The 17,261-nt window shown below is 69.8% G+C and carries 15 protein-coding genes; 2 read left to right on the top strand and 13 right to left on the bottom strand.

The features are described 5' to 3' along the window. Positions 1–55 precede the first annotated feature (55 nt). From tpiA to uvrA, 10 genes are all read right to left on the bottom strand, one after another. Positions 56–841, bottom strand: coding sequence for a triose-phosphate isomerase (tpiA, locus tag ABZ194_RS15090; protein ID WP_355596363.1), 786 nt, complete (start codon positions 839–841; stop codon positions 56–58). 106 nt (positions 842–947) lie between these two features. Continuing rightward, a complete protein-coding gene (locus ABZ194_RS15085) occupies positions 948–2,135 on the bottom strand; it encodes a phosphoglycerate kinase (RefSeq protein WP_355596361.1) in 1,188 nt (395 codons plus the stop codon). Further along, positions 2,132–3,139 (bottom strand): type I glyceraldehyde-3-phosphate dehydrogenase, encoded by a 1,008-nt coding sequence (gene gap, locus ABZ194_RS15080; protein ID WP_355596359.1) that lies wholly within the window; start codon positions 3,137–3,139, stop codon positions 2,132–2,134. The genes ABZ194_RS15085 and gap overlap by 4 nt, the downstream gene beginning before the upstream one ends. A 414-nt stretch (positions 3,140–3,553) precedes the next feature. Next, a complete protein-coding gene (gene whiA, locus ABZ194_RS15075; RefSeq protein ID WP_031167171.1) occupies positions 3,554–4,534 on the bottom strand; it encodes a DNA-binding protein WhiA in 981 nt (326 codons plus the stop codon). Between the two features lie 91 nt (positions 4,535–4,625). Further along, positions 4,626–5,561, bottom strand: a complete 936-nt coding sequence (yvcK, locus tag ABZ194_RS15070; RefSeq protein WP_355596356.1) for a uridine diphosphate-N-acetylglucosamine-binding protein YvcK — start codon at positions 5,559–5,561, stop codon at positions 4,626–4,628. Next, positions 5,558–6,430: an RNase adapter RapZ gene (rapZ, locus tag ABZ194_RS15065; protein WP_355596354.1), complete on the bottom strand. Its 873-nt coding sequence runs from the start codon at positions 6,428–6,430 to the stop codon at positions 5,558–5,560. The genes yvcK and rapZ overlap by 4 nt, the downstream gene beginning before the upstream one ends. Positions 6,431–6,701: 271 nt before the next feature. Continuing rightward, positions 6,702–8,615, bottom strand: coding sequence for an excinuclease ABC subunit UvrC (uvrC, locus tag ABZ194_RS15060; protein ID WP_355596519.1), 1,914 nt, complete (start codon positions 8,613–8,615; stop codon positions 6,702–6,704). A 161-nt stretch (positions 8,616–8,776) separates the two neighbouring features. After that, positions 8,777–9,244 carry a Rieske (2Fe-2S) protein gene (locus ABZ194_RS15055; RefSeq protein WP_355596352.1) on the bottom strand — a complete coding sequence of 156 codons (468 nt, stop codon included), beginning with the start codon at positions 9,242–9,244 and terminating at the stop codon, positions 8,777–8,779. A 231-nt stretch (positions 9,245–9,475) separates the two neighbouring features. After that, positions 9,476–9,901: a Rieske (2Fe-2S) protein gene (locus tag ABZ194_RS15050; RefSeq protein ID WP_355596350.1), complete on the bottom strand. Its 426-nt coding sequence runs from the start codon at positions 9,899–9,901 to the stop codon at positions 9,476–9,478. Positions 9,902–9,985: 84 nt separating this feature from the next. Then, the gene (uvrA, locus tag ABZ194_RS15045) at positions 9,986–12,826 is read right to left on the bottom strand and encodes an excinuclease ABC subunit UvrA (RefSeq protein ID WP_355596348.1); all 2,841 of its coding nucleotides are present in this window, start codon (positions 12,824–12,826) and stop codon (positions 9,986–9,988) included. A 223-nt stretch (positions 12,827–13,049) separates the two neighbouring features. On the opposite strand from uvrA, the gene ABZ194_RS15040 reads away from it, so the two are divergent. Together ABZ194_RS15040 and ABZ194_RS15035 are read left to right on the top strand one after the other, a co-directional pair. Further along, a complete protein-coding gene (locus ABZ194_RS15040) occupies positions 13,050–13,856 on the top strand; it encodes a maleylpyruvate isomerase family mycothiol-dependent enzyme (protein ID WP_355596346.1) in 807 nt (268 codons plus the stop codon). Continuing rightward, positions 13,853–14,494 (top strand): MBL fold metallo-hydrolase, encoded by a 642-nt coding sequence (locus ABZ194_RS15035; RefSeq protein ID WP_355596344.1) that lies wholly within the window; start codon positions 13,853–13,855, stop codon positions 14,492–14,494. The genes ABZ194_RS15040 and ABZ194_RS15035 overlap by 4 nt, the downstream gene beginning before the upstream one ends. Before the next feature lie 61 nt (positions 14,495–14,555). Here ABZ194_RS15035 and pssA read toward each other — a convergent pair whose 3' ends face one another. From pssA to ABZ194_RS15020, 3 genes are all read right to left on the bottom strand, one after another. After that, entirely contained in the window at positions 14,556–15,389 is an 834-nt protein-coding gene (pssA, locus tag ABZ194_RS15030; RefSeq protein ID WP_355596342.1) for a CDP-diacylglycerol--serine O-phosphatidyltransferase, read from the bottom strand. After that, complete coding sequence (locus tag ABZ194_RS15025; protein ID WP_355596340.1) at positions 15,376–16,023, bottom strand: phosphatidylserine decarboxylase; 648 nt, start codon at positions 16,021–16,023, stop codon at positions 15,376–15,378. Before ABZ194_RS15025 ends, pssA begins: the two co-directional genes overlap by 14 nt. A gap of 127 nt (positions 16,024–16,150) precedes the next feature. Then, positions 16,151–17,143: a TerC family protein gene (locus ABZ194_RS15020; protein WP_355596338.1), complete on the bottom strand. Its 993-nt coding sequence runs from the start codon at positions 17,141–17,143 to the stop codon at positions 16,151–16,153. Positions 17,144–17,261: the final 118 nt, after the last annotated feature.

Here is a 17,261-nt window from a genome sequence, read left to right as displayed (position 1 = left end):
ACTTGCTCTAAGAGGGTACGACCTGCTGTCAAGTCGTACCCTCTGAACGGTCCAGTCAGCCAGACATTTCGCTAAAGCGACAGATCTTGGCAAACTCCCCCGGGTCGAGGCTCGCACCGCCGACCAGGGCTCCGTCCACGTCCGGCTGAGCCATGATGCCGGCGATGTTGTCGGACTTGACCGAGCCCCCGTAAAGGATACGGACAGCCGCGGCCACCTCTCCGTTATACAGCTCGGCGAGTCGGGAACGCAGCGCCGAACAGACCTCCTGCGCGTCGGCCGGAGTGGCCACCTCGCCGGTGCCGATCGCCCAGACCGGTTCGTAGGCCAGCACGATGGACGCCACCTGCTCGGCCGGGACCTGGCGGAGCGCCCCGTCGAGCTGGGAGACACTGTGGGCCACCTGCCCGCCTGCCTGGCGGACCGGCAGCCCCTCCCCCACACACAGGATAGGTGTGAGCGAGTGGCGATAGGCCGCCTTCACCTTGGCGTTGACCAGCCCGTCGTCCTCGTGATGGTACTGCCGGCGCTCGGAGTGCCCGATCACCACGAAGGTGCACCCGAGCTTGGCGAGCATCACCCCGGAGATGTCCCCGGTGTAGGCGCCGCCGTCGTGCTGCGAGAGGTCCTGTCCGCCGTACAGGATCCGCAGCTTGTCGCCGCCGATCAGGGTCTGCACGCTGCGCAGGTCGGTGAAGGGCGGCAGCACCGCCACGTCGACCCTGTCGAAGTCCTTGTCGTTGAGCGCGAACGCCAGCTTCTGGGTGGTGGCGATGGCCTCAAGGTGGTTGAGGTTCATCTTCCAGTTGCCGGCCATCAGCGGCTTGCGTGCCGTGCTCATCCGTCACTCACCGTCCCCCACCCGCCGCGCGGGTCACCCGTCGCCCTCGGGCCGTCGTGCCAGGGGCACGTCCGGCCGTTACGGTGCTCACTGCGTCGATCCACTCCTATGCCTCCAGGGCGACGAGTCCGGGCAGGGTCTTGCCCTCCAGGTATTCGAGACTGGCGCCGCCGCCGGTGGAGATGTGCGAGAAGCCGTCCTCGGGAAGGCCGAGCCGGCGTACGGCCGCGGCCGAGTCACCGCCTCCGACGACCGTGAACGCCTCCGACCTGATCAACGCCTCGGCGACGGCCCGGGTTCCGCCGGAGAAGGAGTCGAACTCGAAGACGCCCATCGGGCCGTTCCAGAACACGGTCCCGGCGTCGGCGAGCTCCGCGGCGAACAGCTCGGCGCTGCGCGGGCCGATGTCGAGTCCCTGACGGTCGGCCGGAATCGCGGTGGCGTCGACGACCTCGTACTCGGCGTCCTCGGCGAAGTGGGTGGCCGCCAGCACGTCGACCGGGAGAACGAGCCGCACCCCGCGTCCGGCCGCCTCGTTGAGGAACTCGCGCACCTGGTCGAGCTGGTCCTCCTGCAACAGCGACCGGCCCACCTCGTGTCCCTGGGCCGCCAGGAAGGTGTAGGCCATGCCTCCGCCGATGAGCAGCCGGTCGACCCTGGCGAGCAGGTTGCCGATGACGCCGAGCTTGTCGGAGACCTTGGCTCCGCCGAGCACCACCGCGTACGGCCTGGCGGGCTTCTCGGTCAGCCTCTTGAGCACGTCGACCTCGGCCAGGATGAGTCCGCCCGCCGCGTGCGGCAGCAGCAGCGGCACGTCGTAGACGCTGGCGTGCCTGCGGTGCACGGCGCCGAAGCCGTCGCCGACGTAGATCTCACCGAGGGCGGCCAGTCTCTCGGCGAACGCGGCACGCTGAGCGTCGTCCTTGGACTCCTCCCCGGGCTCGAACCGCAGGTTCTCCAGCAGGGCCACCTGGCCGTCCTGGAGCGCCTCCACGACGGACCGCGCCGACTTCCCGACCACATCGGTGGCGAAGGCGACCTCGGCTCCCAGAAGCTCACCCAGCCGCCTGGCCACCGGGGCCAGCGAGTACCTCGGGTCGGGCTCGCCCTTCGGGCGCCCGAGGTGGGCGCAGGCGATCACGCGCGCCCCCCTGGCCGCCAGTTCCCGGATCGTCGGCACCGAGGCCCGGATACGGCCGTCGTCGGTGATGACGTCCCCGTCGAGGGGGACGTTGAGGTCGACGCGGACCAGGACGCGCCGACCTTTCACCTCGAACTCAGACAGATCCCTCATCGCAGGTCGGCGCCGACCAGCTCGATGAGGTCGCCGAGGCGGTTGGAGTAACCCCACTCGTTGTCGTACCAGCCGACGACCTTGACCTGGTTGCCGATCACCTTGGTCAGGCCGGCGTCGAGGATGCACGACGACGGGTCGGTGACGATGTCGGAGGAGACGATCGGGTCCTCGGTGTAGGTCAGGAAACCCTTGAGCGGGCCGTCCGCCGCGGCCTTGAGCGCGGCGTTGACCTCGTCGGCCGTGGTGTCGCGGCCGACCTCCACGGTCAGGTCGGTGGCCGAGCCGGTGGGGATCGGCACGCGCAGCGCGAACCCGTCGAGCCTGCCCTTGAGCTCGGGCAGCACCAGGCCGATGGCCTTGGCCGCGCCGGTGGAGGTCGGGACGATGTTCAGCGCGGCGGCGCGGGCGCGGCGCAGGTCGCTGTGCGGGCCGTCCTGCAGGTTCTGGTCCTGGGTATAGGCGTGAATCGTGGTCATCAGCCCCTTCTCGATGCCGAAGGTGTCGTTGATGACCTTGGCCATGGGAGCCAGGCAGTTGGTGGTGCAGGACGCGTTGGAGATGATCGTGTGGCGGGCCGGGTCGTACTTGTCGTGGTTGACGCCCATCACGATGGTGACGTCCTCGTTCTTGGCCGGAGCCGAGATGATGACCTTCTTGGCGCCGTTCTCGGCGTGCACCCGGGCCTTGTCGGCGTCGGTGAAGAAGCCCGTGGACTCCACCACGACGTCCACCCCCAGGTCGCCCCAGGGCAGCTTGGCGGGGTCGCGCTCGGCGAACGCCTTGATCGCCTTACCGTCCACGACGATCTCGTCGGCGGTGCTCTTCACCTCGTACGGCAGGCGGCCGAGGATGCTGTCGTACTTGAGCAGATGGGCGAGCGTGGCGTTGTCGGTCAGGTCGTTGACCGCAACGATCTCGATGTCCTTGCCGCTGGCAGCGACCGCACGCCAGAAGTTGCGGCCGATGCGGCCGAATCCGTTGACGCCTACGCGGATGCTCACGGTGCAGGTCTCCTCGTACGTCGTGCACCGGTCCACCGGACCGGTGACTTGAGCTGGCTGAAACTTCAATCGCACCCTATCGGACCTAAATTGGTTTAGACCACTTGCGGGGTCGGCTCCGTTCTCCCTGGCCCCACAAGCGGGTATCGGACCCTTCAAGTGAAGTGCCCGGCTTGTCACTGTAAATCCATGCAACTCCACAATGACCTGTCAGGACGGCGCTAAACCCGTGTCCTTCGGCGGCCGAGACCGGCGTGTCGCCCCGGCGACACCCGCGCGAGGACCGTCGGCCGCGCGAAGACCACCGCCCGCGCGGGAACCGTCGGCCACCTGGAACCGCCGGCCGCGCGGGAACCGGGCGCCACGTCCCGGGGCCCAAGTCCCGGCGGCCGGATCCCGTTCCACGCGGGGCCCCTACGGCGCCAGCATGTCCACGGTGAGATTCGCCTCGGTGTTGGGAATGCCGATGTCCTGGGCGCGCTTGTCGGCCATCGCGAGCAGGCGGCGGATCCGCCCGGCGATGGCGTCCTTGGTCAGCGGCGGGTCGGCGAGCTGACCAAGCTCCTCAAGGGATGCCTGCTTGTGCTCCACCCGCAGCCGGCCGGCGACCACCAGGTGCTCGGGCGCCTCCTCGCCGAGAATCTCCAGGGCGCGCTGCACCCGGGCCCCCGCGGCGACCGCGGCACGTGCCGAGCGGCGCAGGTTGGCGTCGTCGAAGTTGGCCAGCCGGTTGGCCGTGGCCCGCACCTCGCGGCGCATCCGCCGCTCCTCCCAGGCCAGCACGCTGTCGTGGGCGCCCAGCCGGGTCAGCAGTGCGCTGATCGCGTCGCCGTCACGGACCACGACACGGTCGACGCCGCGCACCTCGCGCGCCTTGGCGTGGATCTTCAGCCGCCGGGCGGAGCCGACCAGGGCGAGCGCCGCCTCCGGCCCCGGGCAGGTGACCTCCAGCGACATGGAACGGCCCGGCTCGGTGAGCGAGCCGTGCGCCAGGAAGGCGCCCCGCCACGCGGCCTCCGCGTCGCAGGTCGCCCCCGCCACCACCTGACGCGGCAGTCCGCGGACCGGGCGGCCGTGGTTGTCGATCAACCCCGTCTGGCGGGCCAGCGCCTCACCGTCGCGGTAGACCCGCACCACGTAGCGCGACCCCTTGCGCAGCCCGGCGGGGGCCAGGACCAATACCTCGGCCTTGTGCCCGAACACCTCGCCGATGTCCTTGATCAGCCGCCTGGCCGTGACATTGGTGTCCAGCTCGGCCTCGATCACGATCCGCCCGCCCACCAGGTGCAGCCCGCTCGCGAACCGCAGGAGCGTCGACACCTCGGCCTTACGGCAGCAAGGCTTCAAGACCGGCAGTCGGCTCAGTTCGTCCTTCACCACACCTGTCATCGCCATGCGCGTTCGTCCTCCCCCATACAGACCTCGTGCGGCCCGAGAAACCAGGCTCACAGAAGTTTCTCGCACTCCTGAGCGGCGCTGACCAGGATCAACGCTTCTCACGGAAAATCTCGTCCAGGACGGAGGCAAGACGTTGCGCATCGTGCCGCGGCGAGCCGTCCTCGTCGGCCACCGAGGCCAGGGTCAGCCGGGCTCCCAACTCGGCGGCGGCCTTCTCCAGTTCCTCCCGGTCCTCGGCCACCCCGGTGTCGGCGAGCACCACGTCGATCTCCAGGGAGGGCGCGTGCCGCCGGAGCACCTCCAGGTGCTCCTGAGGCGAGAAGCCGTCGGTCTCCCCGGGCTGCGGGGCCAGGTTGAGCGCGACCAGGCGGCGCGCCCCGGTGCGGTGCAGGGCGTCGGCCAACTCGGGCACCATGAGGTGGGGCAGCACGCTGGTGAACCACGACCCGGGGCCGAAGACCACCCAGTCGGCGTCCAGCACCGCCCGGACCGCCTCGGGACAGGCGGGCGGATTCTCCGGCAGCAGCGAGATGGCCCGTACCCGGCCGGGGGTGAGCGCGCAGGCCACCTGGCCGTACACGGTGCTCACCCTGCCGTCCAGCTCCACCTCGGCGGCGATGTCGAGCGGCACCGAGGACATCGGGAGCACCCGCCCGTGCGCGCCGAGCAGCCGCCCCACCCAGTCGAGCCCGGCGACGGTGTCCCCGAGCCGCTCCCAGAGCGCCACGATCAGCAGGTTGCCGACCGCGTGCCCGTGCAGGTCGCCCTCACTGCGGAAACGGTGCTGGACCACCTCGCTCCAGGTCCGCCCCCACTCGTCGTCACCGCAGAGCGCGGCCAGGGCCATCCGCAGATCACCCGGGGGCAGCACGCCGAGCTCGCGGCGGAGCCGTCCGCTCGACCCTCCGTCGTCGGCCACGGTGACCACCGCCGTCAGCTCGGAGGTGACCCCGCGCAGCGCCGTCAGCGACGCGTACAGCCCGTGCCCTCCACCCAGCGCGACGACCCTGAGCCCCTCACTCACTCCCGGCCCACATCTCGGTGGCTCACCTGCACCTCCATGCCTCCCCGGTCCCGCAATCGGCCGCCGATCTGCTCGGCCATGGCGACGCTGCGGTGTTTGCCCCCGGTACAGCCCACGGCGAGGGTGGCGTAACCCTTGCCCTCGCGGGTGTAACCGGCCGCGATGATGCCGACCACCTCGTCGTAGGCGTCGAGCAGCTCCTTGGCGCCCGCCTGGTTGAGCACGAAGTCCCGGACGGGGACGTCGAGGCCGTTCATCGGGCGGAGCTCGGGAACCCAGTGCGGATTGGGCAGGAACCGGCAGTCGACCACCAGGTCGGCGTCGACCGGCAGGCCGTACTTGTAGCCGAAGGAGACCACGTTGACCCGCAGGCCCGGCCGGTCCTCGCCGCCGAAGAAGGCGACGATCTTGCCTCGGAGCTCGTGCACGTTGAGGCTGGAGGTGTCGATGACCAGGTCGGCGTTGGCCCGCACCTCGCGCAGGATGCCGCGCTCACGGGCGATCCCGTCGACCAGCCGGCCGTCACCCTGCAGCGGGTGCGGGCGGCGGACGTTCTCGAACCTGCGGACCAGTTCCTCGTCGCTGGCCTCCAGGAACACCACCCGCACCGCGATGCCACGCCCGTCCAGCTCCTCAATCGCGGCGTTGAGGTCGGTGGTGAACGCCAGGCTGCGCACGTCGACCACCGCGGCCACCTTGTCGGCGGCCAGCTTGACCCGCCCGGCCTCCTCCGCCATGGCGAACAGCAGCCCGGGGGGCAGGTTGTCGATGACGAACCAGCCCAGGTCCTCCAGGGCCTTGGCCGCGGTGCTCCGTCCCGCCCCCGACATGCCGGTGACGATGACGAACGCGGACTCTCTTACGTTCATCGAAACTCCTTGAGCGTGGAGACCCCGGGCTCTGGCCCTGGGTGGGAGACTCGGCACGGCGACGCACGGGCTGGCAGGTTGTCCGGCGGTGGCGATGACCACGCCACCGAATGTGTGGTTGTCTCCTCGCCGCCGGGCCGGCGGCGAGGTGAGACGCCTGTGGAGGGCCGGTAGGACCCGGCTCGCGAAAGCGGCGAGGGCGCGGCCCGGTGAAACAGGAATCCCACTCCGTGAGGGGTGGAATCCCCCGGCCTCAGCCGTGGGGAGGAGGTCAAGGGTTCTCCCCTCTCAACGCCGACACGATCGTCTCAGCCGTGGCGGGGCCGATCCCGGGAACCTCGCGGATCTGTGCGGCGGTCGCCTCACGCAGCCGCCTCACGGATCCGAAGTGCTTGATCAGGGCCTGCCGGCGAGCCGGACCGAGCCCGGGAACCTCGTCCAGGGCGCTCTCCTTCACGCTCTTCGACCGCTTGGACCGATGGTAGGCGATGGCGAAGCGGTGGGCCTCGTCGCGCACACGTTGGAGAAGGTAAAGGGCCTCGCTTGATCGGGGCAGGATCACCGGCAGGTCGTCCCCCGGCAGCCAGACCTCCTCCAGCCGCTTGGCCAGGCCGCAGACCGCCACGTCGTCCACGCCCAGCTCGTCCAGCGCCCGCCGGGCGGCGGCGGCCTGGGCCGGGCCGCCGTCCACCACGACCAGGTTGGGCGGGTAGGCGAACCTGCGCGGCCTGCCGGTCTCCGGGTCGATGCCCACCCCGGCGCCCGGATCGGTGTCGAGCTCACCGGTGGCCGAGCGCTCCTCCAGATAACGCTTGAAGCGGCGCGAGATCACCTCGTGTATCGAGGCGACGTCGCCCTCGGAGGAATGAACGGAGAAGCGGCGATACTCGCTCTTGCGGGCCAGGCCGTCCTCGAACACCACCATGGAGGCCACCACGTTGGTGCCCTGGGTGTGGGAGACGTCGTAGCACTCCACCCGGAGCGGCACCTGGTCCAGGCCGAGCGCGTCGGCGACCTCCTGCAGCGCCCTGCTCCGCGCGGTCAGGTCACTGGCCCGCTTGAGCTTGTGCTGGTTCAGCGCCTCCCCGGCGTTGCGCTCGACGGTCTCCATCAGCGCCCTCTTGTCGCCACGCCGCGGGACGCGGATCTCCACCCTGGCGCCCCGGTGCTCGCCGAGCAGATCGGCGACCGCCTCGACCTCGGGGGGCAGCACGGGCACCAGCACCTCTCTGGGCAGCGCCTCGGGGGGCGCCTCGCCGTACATCTGCAGCAGGAACTGCTCGACCAGCTCTCCGGGGCCGGCGTCCTCGACCTTGTCGACCACCCAGCCGCGCTGGCCCTTGATGCGCCCGCCGCGGACGTAGAAGACCTGAACCGCCGCCTCCAGCGGATCCTCCACCAGCGCGACCACATCGCAGTCGGTGTTGTCGGCCAGGACCACCGCCTGTTTCTCCATGGCCCGCTGCAACGTCTGGACGTCGTCGCGCAGCCGGGCGGCCCGCTCGTACTCCTGCTCGGCCGCGGCCTGGCGCATCTCACGCTCCAGCCGTCTGACGAAACGACCGGTGTTGCCCGCCATGAAGTCGCAGAAGTCGTCCGCCAGCGCCCGGTGCCCCTCGGCGTCGATCCGCCCGACGCAGGGCGCGGAGCACTTGTCGATGTAGCCCAGCAGGCAGGGCCGGCCGATCTGGGCGGCTCGCTTGAACACCCCGGCCGAGCAGCTCCTGATCGGGAACACCCGGAGCAGCAGGTCCACCGTCTCCCTGATCGCCCAGGCGTGGGAGTAGGGGCCGAAGTAACGGATGCCCTTGCGCTTGGCCCCGCGCAGCACCTGGACCCGGGGGAACTCCTCTCCCATGGTGACCGCGAGGTAGGGGTAGGACTTGTCGTCGCGGTACTTGACGTTGAACCGGGGGTCGTACTCCTTGATCCAGGAGTATTCGAGCTGGAGCGCCTCGACCTCGGTGCCCACGACCGTCCAGTCGACGTCCGAGGCGGTCGTGAGCATGGTCTGGGTGCGCGGGTGGAGCCCGGCGAAGTCGGCGAAGTAGGAGTTCAGCCGCTGGCGCAGGCTCTTGGCCTTGCCCACGTAGATGACACGGCCCCCGGCGTCCCTGAACCGGTAGACGCCGGGAGACTCGGGGATGGACCCCGGCTTCGGCCGGAGAATCGCCGGCCCGCCCACAGATCTCGCCACACCGGAATCCTATCGGCCCTCACCGACAGGATTCCGGTCGCGAAGCCCCCGAAACCCTCGAAGCGCCGGCCCGCCCGGCCTCCCACCGTCCGCCCGGCATACGGCACCGGGCACGGGTGACGCGTGCGCCGGTCAGCCGGGGGTGACGGTCAGCCGAGGGTGATGGAGCCGCCCTCCACCTTGATCGGCTTCTCGGCGAGCGGCCGGGCCGCGGGTCCTTGGGCGACGGAGCCGTCGGCGATGTTGAACCTGCTGCCGTGACAGGGGCAGTTGATCGTGCCGCCAGAGACGCCCGCCACGTCGCATCCCCGGTGGGTGCAGACGGAGGTGAACGCCTTGAACTCACCGGCCTTCGGCTGGGTCACCACGACCTTGTCGTCCTTGAAGACCTCGCCACCGCCCACCGGGATGTCGGCGGTCGCGGCCAGCGGCTTCACCTCCGAATCCGCCGAGGCGGAGCCGGAGCCCGGCGCCGGGGCCGTCTGCGAGGTCCGCGGAGCCGCCGAGGACGTGTCCTGGGCACCCGGCTCGGCGGAGCCGCCGCAGGCGGTCAGCAGCGCCGCCATCCCCGCGCCTCCCGTGCCCAGCATCACCGCACGACGTGTGGTCTCAGTCATGGTCTTCCTCCGAAGGTCCTTGCCCACCGGTACGGCCGGCACCCGGTGACGGTTCAGCATGCCGTATCGAGGATCAGGAGACTGTGAAGAATTACCGTCCCCTCGGGTTTTTCCATCACGGCGCGGAGCGGGGGCACGGCGAAGGGGGCTCGGGGGAGGCGGGGGACCGGCGACCCGGGGCTCACTCGGGGAGCTCGGCCGCGCCGGGATCGCGGGGATCCACGGGGAGCCTCAGAGCATCACGATGCCCTCGCCCTCGACCTTCAGGGCGTACTCGGCCAGCGGGGCCTCCGCCGGGCCCTTGAGGCACTTGCCGGAGTCGGCGGCGAACTCGCTGCCGTGACAGGGGCAGTGGATGACCCCCTCCGCGACCTGGCCGACCGCGCAGCCCTTGTGCGGGCAACTCGCGGTGAACGCCTTGAAAACCCCGGCGGAGGGCTGGGTGATCACGATCTTCCACTTGGCGATGACCTTGCCGCCGCCGACCGGGATGTCGGCGGTCTGGGCGATGACCTTCCCCTTGACGCCCGGCGGCACGACGGCCGGGCCGGGTTCCCCTCCGGCGCATCCGGTGAGGGTCGCCCCGCACGCCACCGCCGCCGCGGCACCGATCACATGTCTGCGGGTGGGCATGGCGAAACCGTCACTGCTACTCATTACGGCCCTTCTACAACGTCGCCCATTGGAACCGGGCTCCCGCGTCCAGGGTATTGACGCGGGTGCCCACTCCCGAATCCGGCCTCAGCCGCCGAGAATCTTGCGCAGGAAGCGGCCGGTGTGGCTCGCGTCGACCAGGGCGACCTCCTCGGGCGTGCCGGTGGCGAGCACGGTGCCGCCCCGGGAGCCGCCCTCGGGGCCCATGTCGATCAGCCAGTCGGCGGTCTTGATCACGTCCAGGTTGTGCTCGATGACGATGACGGTGTTCCCGCCGTCCACGAGCTTGCCGAGGACGCCCAGCAGCCGCCGGATGTCCTCGAAGTGCAGGCCGGTGGTCGGCTCGTCCAGCACGTAGATCGTCCGGCCCGTGGAGCGGCGCTGCAGCTCGGAGGCGAGCTTGACCCGCTGGGCCTCGCCCCCGGACAGGGTGGTGGCGGGCTGGCCGAGCCGGACGTAGCCTAGGCCGACGTCGTTCAGCGTCTTGAGGTAACGCTTGATGGACGGGATGGCGTCGAAGAAGCCCAGCGCCTCCTCGATCGGCATGTCGAGCACCTCGGAGATGGTCTTGCCCTTGTAGTGGACCTCCAGGGTCTCCCGGTTGTATCGAGCCCCGTGACAGACCTCGCACGGCACGTAGACGTCCGGCAGGAAGTTCATCTCGATCTTGATCGTGCCGTCGCCCGAGCACGCCTCGCAACGGCCGCCCTTGACGTTGAAACTGAAACGGCCCTTGGCGTAACCGCGGACCTTGGCCTCGGTGGTCTGCGCGAACAGGTCGCGCACCTTGTCGAAGACGCCGGTGTAGGTGGCCGGGTTGGAGCGGGGGGTGCGGCCGATCGGCGACTGGTCCACGTGCACGACCTTGTCGACGAGGTCCGTCCCGTTGATTCGCGCGTGGCGTCCGGGAACGGTGCGCGCGCCGTTCAGATCCCTGGCCAGGGCGCTGTAGAGGATGTCGTTGACGAGCGTGGACTTGCCCGACCCCGAGACGCCGGTGACCGCGGTGAACAACCCCAGCGGGAACTCCACGTCCACGCCCTTGAGGTTGTGCTCGCGGGCGCCCTTCACGGTGATCTGCCGCTTCCTGTCGCGCCTGCGGCGGTGGGCGGGGACGGGGATGGTCCTGCGGCCGGACAGGTAGGCGCCGGTGGTCGACTCCTCGCAGGCCAGCAGGTCCGCCACGGTGCCGGAGACGACGACCTGGCCGCCGTGCTCACCCGCGCCGGGGCCGATGTCCACCACCCAGTCGGCTGCGGCGATGGTGTCCTCGTCGTGCTCGACCACGATGAGCGTGTTGCCCATGTCGCGGAGCCTGATCAGGGTCTCCAGCAGCCGCTGGTTGTCGCGCTGGTGCAGGCCGATGGAGGGCTCGTCGAGCACGTAGAGCACGCCGACCAGGCCGGAGCCGATCTGGGTGGCCAGCCGGATGCGCTGGGCCTCGCCCCCGGCGAGGGTGCCCGCCGCGCGGTCCATGGTCAGGTAGTCGAGGCCGACGTCGAGCAGGAAGCCCATCCGGGCGTTGATCTCCTTGACCACCCGCTCGGCGATCTGCATGTCGCGGTCCGACAGGGTGAGCCCGGCCAGGAATCCGGCGCAGTCGCCGATCGACATCGAGGAGACCTCGGCGATCGAACGGCCGTTCACCGTGACGGCCAGCGAGACCGGCTTGAGCCTGGCCCCCTCGCAGGCCGGGCACGGGATCTCCCGCATGTAGCCCTCGTACTTCTCCCGCATGCCGTCGCTCTCGGACTCGGCGTGACGGCGCTGCACCCAGGGGATGGCCCCCTCGAAGGCGGTGTAGTAGGAGCGCTGACGGCCGTAGCGGTTGCTGTATCGGACGTGGACCTGCTCGTCGTGACCGTACAGCAGCGCCTTCTGCGCCTTCTTGGGGAGCCTCTCCCAGGGGGTGTCCAGCGCGAAGCCCATCGCGAGCCCGAGCGCCTCGACGAGACGGACGAAGTAGTCGCTGGTGTGGCCGCCCGCCCAGGGGGAGATCGCACCGTCCCCCAGGGGCCTCTCCGGGTCGGGCACGACCAGGTCGGGGTCGACCTCCATGCGCACCCCCAGGCCGGTGCACTCGGGACAGGCGCCGAAAGGCGAGTTGAAGGAGAACGAGCGGGGCTCCAGCTCCTCGAACGACAGGTCGTCGTAGGGGCAGTAGAGGTGCTCGGAGTAGAAGCGCTCGCGGTTCGGGTCGTTCTCCGAAAGGTCGACGAACTCCAGGGTGATCGTGCCGCCGGACATCTGCAGCGCGGTCTCCACCGAACCGGTCAGGCGGCTGCGCGCGCCCTCCTTCACCGTGAGCCGGTCGACGATCACCTCGATGTCGTGCTTCTCCTGCTTCTTCAGCGTCGGCGGCTCGTCCAGCCGGACCACCGTGCCGTCGACCCGGGCCCGGGCGAAGCCCTTGGCCTGGAGCTGGCCGAAGAGCTCGGCGTACTCCCCCTTACGGCCGCGGACGACCGGGGCCAGGACCTGGAAGCGGGTGCCCTCGGCGAGCTCCATCACCCGGTCGACGATCTGCTCGGGGCTCTGCCTGGCGATCGCGCGACCGCACTGCGGGCAGTGGGGCTTGCCGACGCGCGCCCAGAGCAGCCGGAGGTAGTCGTAGACCTCGGTGATCGTGCCGACCGTCGAACGGGGGTTACGGCTCGTCGACTTCTGGTCGATCGACACCGCGGGCGAGAGCCCCTCGATGAAGTCGACGTCCGGCTTGTCCATCTGCCCGAGGAACTGCCTGGCGTACGCCGACAGCGACTCGACATAGCGGCGCTGCCCCTCGGCGAAGATGGTGTCGAAGGCCAGACTCGACTTGCCCGAGCCGGACAGCCCGGTGAAGACGATCAGAGAGTCTCGCGGCAGGTCCAGCGAGACGTCCTTGAGGTTGTGTTCACGTGCGCCACGCACGATGAGGCGGTCAGCCACTGCGATCCCGACGTCGATGTAAAGGGGTTGAGAAGCGGTCGCGGGAAGACTAGTCGTGGGGTCCGACAAAAATCCGGAGCAACATCCGGGGCTCGGGGTTTCCCCGCCCTCACCAGGGTACGGCCTTCCCCCGCACCCCTACCGGCCGCTTGAGATGTCAACCGTGCGGACACTCCCATTTATGCCCTGGCACAATCGGCCGGTGCGGTGATGAAGTGTGAGGATGGATGTCACAGACGCGCTCCGATCCGAGCTGACCGCCGCCAACGACCGTCTCATCGCCACCGTGGCCAGACTGTCCGACGCCGACGTGGCGGCTCCCTCCCGGCTGCCCGGCTGGACCAGGGGCCACGTCCTGGCCCATCTCGCCCGCAACGCCGACAGTCAGGTCAACCTGCTGACCTGGGCCAGGACCGGCGTGGAGACCCCTCAGTACCCCGACATGGAGACACGCGACGCCGAGATCGAGGCCGGGGCCCCGCGACCGGCCAAGGAGCAGCTGGCCGACCTGGAGGACAGCACGGCCCGGCTGTGGGAGGTGATCCGCGCGCTGCCCGCCGAAAGCTGGTCGGCGATGGTCCACAGCCCGCGACCACCCGGCTATCCGGCCTGGTACGTGCTGGCCCGCCGCCTGCGCGAGGTCGAGGTGCACCATGTCGACCTGGACGCGGGCCACGGGTGCGCCGACTGGCCGGAGTCGTTCGTCCGCAGGGAGCTGTACGACGCGATGGTGTCCTGGCCGCGCGGGCTCGGCCAGGTCAGCGAGATCGTGGTGGAGGAGGTCAAGGACGGCGACAAACACCGTCAGGTCTGGCCGGGGCTCGGATCGGGCCCCGTGGTGCAGGGCGACGCGTGGAGCCTGCTGAGCTGGCTGATCGGCCGCTCACCGGGGGCCGGGCTTAGGGTGATGCCGGAGGGGACCACGGGCAACCAGCCCGCCGGCGCCGGGCCGCTGCCCGCACCGCCGCCGTGGCCGGCCCTGTCCGCGCCCCCGCACCTTCCCGCGACCCCGCCCGAGGAGTATCCATGACGTACACCGGTGACGTGCGGGTCGGCGGACCCGCCGACGTACGTGAGCTGGCCGCCCTGACGATCTCCAAGCTGGCCGTCGGCCCGTTCGACAACAACGCCTACCTGCTGCGATGCAACGAGACAGGCGACGGCGTGCTCATCGACGCCGCGGCCGAGGCCGACCGGCTGCTGGCGCTCATCGGCGACCGGCCGATCAGCGGGATCGTCACCACCCATCGGCACGGCGACCACTGGCAGGCCCTGGAGCGGGTCGCCGGGGCGACGGGCGCGACGGTGGTCGCGCACCCGCTCGACGCGGCGGCACTGCCCGTGCCGGTGGGTCTGCGGGTCGAGCACGGCGACGAGGTCACCGTGGGTGTGGTCGCCCTGGAGGTGATCCACCTGCGCGGGCACACGCCGGGCTCGATCGCCCTGTACCACCCCGGCCACCTGTTCACCGGCGACTCGCTCTTCCCCGGCGGCGTCGGCAACACCAACAAGGATCCGAAACGGTTCGCCCAGCTGTTCGCGGACGTGTCGGAGCGGATCTTCGGCCGGCTGCCCGACGAGACCTGGGTCTACCCCGGCCACGGCGGGGACACCACGCTGGGCGCCGAGCGGCCCTTTCTGCCGGAGTGGCGCGAGCGGGGCTGGTGACAGGCGGACGGCCCCGCGCTGCGGCGGGCCCCGGAACCCGGTGCCGGGGTGCCGCGGTGGGTCAGGAGACGCCGGCCTCCGCCTCCTTGCGCTCCCTGCGCTTCTCCCGCCTGAACATCAGGACGCGCAGCGGGATGGCGGACACCATGGCCACCTGCATGATGGCGCCCACCTTGATCAGTGTGTCGCCGCCGGCCAGGCCGGCGGCCCAGATGGTCAGGCAGGCGACGTTAATCATCATCCAGGCGAGGACCACAGCGGCCAGATTGCCCTTGGGCTTGGGATACTCGATCCGGCTGACCATGAGGTAGGCGACGCCGAAGAGGGGCAGCACGGTCCAGGTCGACGGCGCGAACAGCAGCACGATCGAGACCACGGTCATGGCGCCCATCGGGATGGGCAGGCCCATGAAGTCACCGCTCTTGGTCTTCACGCACGCGAAGCGGGCGAGCCGGATGACGCCCGCCAGCAGCACCGACGCCGCGGCGACCATCACCAGCGGGAACGGGATCTGCGGGTTGAAGCCAGCCCAGATGACGACCATGAAGGCGGGGGCGAAGCCGAAGCTGATCACGTCGGCCAGGTTGTCCAGCTCGGCGCCCATGGCCGAGGCGCGGAACTTACGCGCCACCAGGCCGTCGAACAGGTCGCAGGTGGCGCCGATCAGCAGCAGCACCACGGCGGTGCCGAAGAACCGGGGGTCGGCGGCGAAGGGTTTGTCCTCCTGGAGCGCGCGGATGGCGGACCACGCGAGCACGCAGACGGCCAGGAAGCCGCAGAGCGCGTTGCCGAGCGAGAGGGAGTCGGCCGCCGAGAGCCGGAACGCCTGGCCCACCGGCCCCCGGGGCTCGTCGTCCGTCTCGTCCAGAGGCCAGCTGGCGTCAGCCGTGGTCAAGTCCGGTCACCCCCGCGACGGTCCGCTGTCCGACCGACACGGCGGGCTCGATCCCGGCGGGCAGGTAGACGTCCACCCGCGAGCCGAACCGGATGAGCCCGATCCTGTCGGCCTTGGCCACCTTCGCGCCCACGGCCAGGTAGGGCAGGATGCGCCGGGCGACCGCGCCGGCGATCTGGACCAGCTCGATGTCGCCGAGCTCGGTGTCCAGGTGCCACACGACCCGCTCGTTCCTGTCGCTGTCCTTGTTGAAGGCGGGCAGGAACCCTCCGGGCACATGCTCGATCGAGGTGATCGTGCCGGCCATGGGTGAGCGGTTGACGTGCACGTCGAGCGGGCTCATGAAGACGGCCACACGCGTGCGGCCGTCCGGCCACGGGTCGATGCTCTGTACCACGCCGTCCGCGGGCGACAGGATCCTTCCGGGCCCCGGTGTGCGCTCGGGGTCCCGGAAGAACCAGAGCATGCCGCCGGTGAGCGCGGCCAGCGGAACCGCCGCCGGCGCCCAGCGCCGGTCACGGCGGCTGAGCAGCGAGGTCACGACGGCGGCCGTCGCGGTCGGGAGCAACCACGGGGAGACGCCACGCGCCAGCCGTACACGGCCGGACTGATGGCTTGCTGAATCGTGGGACACAGGGAACCTTTGTGATGTCTTGCGGCACTAGACCGGTATGTCTACCTGCCTTAGGGCAGGATGCTACCCATCTCTTAGCCCTTATACGGCGCAACGAGACAAGCAAAGCGCGTCCCATACCAATCCGCTAGCCCTGCTTGGCATTCGCGGAGGTACTGATTTGCTTGCTTACGCGTCCGTCCCGCCGGGCCTTGATCAGGCTGGCCCCAGTGGTGATCACCATGGTGACGCCGATAACCGACAGCGACAGCCAGATGGGCACCTCCGGCGCCCAGGACACGCCACTGGAGTGCAGCGCCTCAAGAATCAGCTTAACCCCGATGAAGGCGAGGATGAACGCGAGCCCGTAGCTGAGGTAGGCCAGCCGCTGCAGCAGATCGCCCAGCAGGAAGTAGAGCTGACGCAGACCCATCAGGGCGAACGCGTTGGCGGTGAAGACGATGAAGGGGTCGGTGGTGAGACCGAAGATCGCCGGAATCGAGTCCAGCGCGAAGAGGAGATCGGTGGTGCCGATGGCGAGCATCACGATCAGCAAGGGGGTGACCATGCGCCTGCCGTCGACCTTGACGACCACCTTGGAGCCCACGTAGTCGTCGGTGTGCGGCAGCACCCGGCGCGCCCAGCGCAGCAGGGCGTTCTCGTTGAAATCGTCCTCGTCCTGGCCGTGCTGGCGGATCAGCTGCACCGAGGTGTAGATGAGGAAGAGACCGAAGACGTAGAACAGCCAGCTGAAGCTCGACAGCGCGGCGGCGCCGACGGCGATGAAGATGCCTCGCATGACCAGGGCCATCAGAACCCCGATCAGCAGGACCTTGTGCTGGTGGATCTTCGGCACCGCGAAGCGGCTCATGATGATGTAGAAGACGAAAAGGTTGTCGACGCTCAGGCTGTACTCGGTGAGGTAACCGGCGAGGAACTGTCCCGCCGGGGTCGGCCCCGCGAAGATCCACAGCACCACGCCGAAGATCACCGCGAGCGACACGTAGAAACCGACCCAGAACCCGGCCTGCCGTGTGGAGAACTCCCGGGGCTCGCCCCGGTCAACGATCCACAGGTCGAAGGCGAGGACGACGAGAAGGCCGCCGATCACGGCGGCCCAAGCCCAAACAGGAATAATCACAGCAAAACCTCCGGCGCGCGCGACTGACTGCCGGAGGTCTCTCCCGCCCACATGAAGTCTACGCGGACCGACAGCCCCGGGGGCCTCGTGGAGTGAGGCAACACCGTGATGACGGGAC

The organism is Streptosporangium sp. NPDC006007 (genome assembly GCF_040614315.1).
GTDB lineage: Bacteria > Actinomycetota > Actinomycetes > Streptosporangiales > Streptosporangiaceae > Streptosporangium.
Note: the sequence above shows the minus strand (reverse complement) of the source record. Positions and strands in the feature narration are given on the sequence as shown.